General features: G+C 68.6%; 3 protein-coding genes. All 3 read left to right on the top strand.

Annotation, left to right across the window (positions count from 1 at the left end; translation table 11 throughout):
* Positions 1-446 precede the first annotated feature (446 nt).
* Positions 447-755, top strand: coding sequence for a membrane protein (locus GXP76_RS34960; protein WP_023540597.1), 309 nt, complete (start codon positions 447-449; stop codon positions 753-755).
* A 217-nt stretch (positions 756-972) separates the two neighbouring features.
* On the top strand, positions 973-1,836 hold the full coding sequence (locus GXP76_RS34955; protein WP_242575639.1) for a hypothetical protein: 864 nt from the start codon (positions 973-975) through the stop codon (positions 1,834-1,836).
* A gap of 58 nt (positions 1,837-1,894) precedes the next feature.
* Positions 1,895-2,919, top strand: a 1,025-nt coding sequence (locus GXP76_RS34950; protein ID WP_374363703.1) for a hypothetical protein, incomplete at its 3' end; no start/stop codon positions are given.

Below are 2,919 nucleotides of genomic sequence, written 5' to 3'. Positions count from 1 at the left end.
GCGACCGGGGGGATGCCGCACGCCGGGGAGGGGAAGGAACCGGCGGAGGAGCTGCGGGAGGGCGGGAGGCCCGTCGCCCGTTGGGATCGGCCGCGATCGGCGACAGCGAGGCGGCCCTCGCAGGTTCACCCGTACGGTGGGCCCGCCTCCGGACCGCGGGCGGCGCACGGATGGCGCACGGACGCAGAACCGCGGCGGGCTCAAGGGTGCACAACGCCAATCATTGCCCGGAGTCACCCTGCGTGATACACAGAGTGACCATACGCGTACTCGCATACTCCGGTTCATGACGCAGGTCAGAGCAGTCGGATCGGTCAAACGTGCGGGGATCGGGTAAAGAGACCCGCCAAGTCGGCATACGAGGGCGGTTCCATCAGCGAAGATAGAAGGCGATCCGTGCCCGCCGGGCGCGGGCACCTAACAACCCAACAGGGGCGGTGAGTTGCATGGACGTGGAAGCCGAGAAGGGCGACATCAACACCATCATCGGTGGTATCGCTCCGAGCTGGGGGCCCTTCGGGAACCTCGGCACCGAGGCGCGCGTCATTGTCCAGGTGGTGATGGCCGTCGCCATCCTGCTCTGTCTCGCCATCGCGATCTGGGGTGCCGCCAAGCAGCGTATCGGCGCGACCGCGCTGCGGGACACCTTCAGCGCGGAGCAGGGCAAGGGTCTGATCGTCGCCGGACTGACCGGCGTCTTCATCATCGGGTCGCTCGGCACGGTCTTCACGATCGTGTACGGGATGGCTGTTTAGCGTCACACCGGTCCGGTCCGCACCGGGTACGCCCGGCCCACCCTCAACACCATCCGTCCGTCGCGCCCATCCGCCGAGGTTGCGTCTCCCTGATGTCGAGTCACCACACCGCGCCCGCGCGGGAACCAGCACGGCTACCGTCGTGTTACGCGGCACTGCAAGCGGTACCGCAAGCGGAACTGCACACGGTTGAACCGGTCGAGGGGGCGGACGCGGCATGAGCTTCGGCGATGAGCACGGCCACGGGAGCGACCCGGGCCGCACGACGGACGGCGGCTTCGCCGGGATGGGCCAGACACGGACGCGTCTGCCCGACGGCGGGGGCGGCGACGGCTACGGCGGCGGCCGCCGGCCCCAGCGCAGCTCACGCTCGCTCGTCGCGGTGGTGGGTGTGGTGGTGCTGCTGATCGCGGCCATCGCGTTCGCGAACCGCGGGAGCGGCGGCGACGACGCGTCGGGCTCGGGCGGCGGCGGAGACAGAGCGGCGGGCTCGGAACCGACGTCGGCGTCGGGGGTGAAGCCGGTGACGGGGAAGAACGGGGGGATTCCTTCGGGGTTCGCGAAGGATGAGCAGGGGGCGGAGAGTGCGGCGGCGAATTACGCGGTGGCGCTCGGCTCCGTCGGGATGTTCACCGCCGACTCCCGGCAGGAGATCGTCCGCGCCACCCATGATCCCGCTGCCGTCGACGCGCTCCTCGGCCAACTGGACGATGCCTACTCCTCAGCCTTCCTCAAGAACGTCGGCCTCAACGACGACGGCAGCGCACCGAGCGGACAGACGTTCGTGTCCAGGACGATGCCTGTCGGTACCAAAGTGACCGAAATGAACGGGAACACGGCTACCGCCGAAGTCTGGTGCACCGGTCTCGTCGGATTGGCGGGCGAGGGTTCCACGAAGCCCGTGACCGCCACCTGGTTCACCATCACCGAGAAGCTCAAGTGGGTCGGTGACGACTGGAAGATCGTGTCCTCGACGCAGTCCGAGGGTCCGACACCGGTCAACGGTGACAACCGAGCCTCCTCCGCCGACGAGATCGCCAAGGCTGTCGAGGGATACGGAGGCTTCACCTATGCGCGGTAATCGCCGCTTCGGCCTGTCCTCGCTCCTCGCCGCTGGAGCAAGTGCCTCCGCGCTCGTCATGATGTCGGCCACGCGCTCGTCCGCGGAACCGTCCCCCAGCCCGAGTCCCAGCGAAAGCGACAATCCCTGCGATCTCATCGTCGGACTCGCCAAGGACTACTGCGAAGACGGCGAATCCGGCAGCAGCAGCCGCAACACCCCCAACGACCCCACCAGCGCCCTCGACCCCCTCACCTCCCTCGCGCGCGGCTGCGCCGACGCCGCCGCGTGGACCGTGGACACCCTCTCCAAGGCCGTGAAGGAGACCGCCACGGTCGACTTCACCAACACCGCGTTCCTCTCCCAGTACGCCGTCGTCTTCGCCGCCGCCACCATCCTCACCCTCATCCTCTGGCTCCTCGCCGTCGCCAAGCGCGCCATCCGCGGCGTCCCGCTGACCACCGCCATCTCCGAGGCCATCGGGTTCCTCTGGCTGACCGTCCTCGCCTCCGCGTTCACGCCGCTCATCCTCTACACGCTCGTCTCCGCCACCGACGCCGTCACCGAGGTCATCGCCGGCGGGACCAGTGGGCAGACCGACGTGTTCTTCGGGACGTTCTCCGAGGCGCTGAAGAAGGACACCGAGATCGGCGGCGGGCCGATCATGCTGATCGTCGTGTCCCTCGTGACGATCCTCGCCGCCGGGATCCTCTATCTGGAGCTGTTCATCCGGGCGATCCTGCTCTACGTCGGCGCCCTCCTCGGTGTCGTCGTCTATGCCGGGCTCGTCGACAAGAACATGTGGGGGCACGTACGCCGCTGGGCCGGGCTCATGATCGCGGTCATCATGGTGAAGCCCGTCATCGTCATCGTCCTCGGCCTCGCCGGCGCGCTCACATCGTCCGACGACGGGCCCGACTCGTTCTCGGCCGTCGTCTCCGGGCTCGCCATCATCCTCCTCGCGATCTTCGCCTCGGCCATGATCTACCGCTTCGTCCCCGGCTTCGGCGACGAGATCGCGAGCGCCCGCAGCAACGCCAAGCTGTCCACCGACGGCGGCCGGGCCGCCGCCCCGGCCGCTGTGGGTCTTGATGCCCTGCGAGA

The organism is Streptomyces sp. NP-1717, assembly GCF_022695985.1.
Lineage (GTDB): Bacteria > Actinomycetota > Actinomycetes > Streptomycetales > Streptomycetaceae > Streptomyces.
This window is presented reverse-complemented; position numbering and strand designations above follow the sequence as displayed.

Excerpts from the sequence above, each read along its gene's own strand:
- GXP76_RS34960 (WP_023540597.1), top strand. The coding sequence starts at position 447 with ATGGACGTGGAAGCCGAGAAGGGCGACATCAACACCATCATCGGTGGT.
- GXP76_RS34955 (WP_242575639.1), top strand. The coding sequence starts at position 973 with ATGAGCTTCGGCGATGAGCACGGCCACGGGAGCGACCCGGGCCGCACG.